This window comes from Stenotrophomonas sp. C3(2023) (assembly GCF_032911385.1).
Classification (GTDB): domain Bacteria; phylum Pseudomonadota; class Gammaproteobacteria; order Xanthomonadales; family Xanthomonadaceae; genus Stenotrophomonas.
Genome location: NZ_JAWJLO010000028.1, coordinates 1 through 216 on the forward strand (window position 1 = coordinate 1; position 216 = coordinate 216).

1 protein-coding gene is annotated in these 216 nt (G+C 65.3%); it reads right to left on the reverse strand.

The genetic code is table 11. From position 1 onward, the window contains the following. Positions 1 to 190 (reverse strand): autotransporter-associated beta strand repeat-containing protein (locus RZA67_RS16465; protein WP_317214140.1); only part of this gene is annotated, 190 nt, incomplete at its 3' end. Positions 191 to 216 lie beyond the last annotated feature (26 nt).

Below are 216 nucleotides of genomic sequence, written 5' to 3' on the forward strand. Positions count from 1 at the left end.
TGAGCGTGGTGCCGCCGGTGTAGCTGTTGCTGCCAGTGAGCGTCATCACACCGTCGTTGACGGTGGTGCCACCGGCATGGGCCAGCGTGCCCGTGAGTGCCATAGCACCGGCACCGTTCTTGACCAGGCCGCCGGTGCCGCTGACGTTGCCGCTGTTGCTCAGGATCGTGTTGGCAGCGGTGGTGATCACTGCGTTCTGCTGCAGCAGCAGATCGC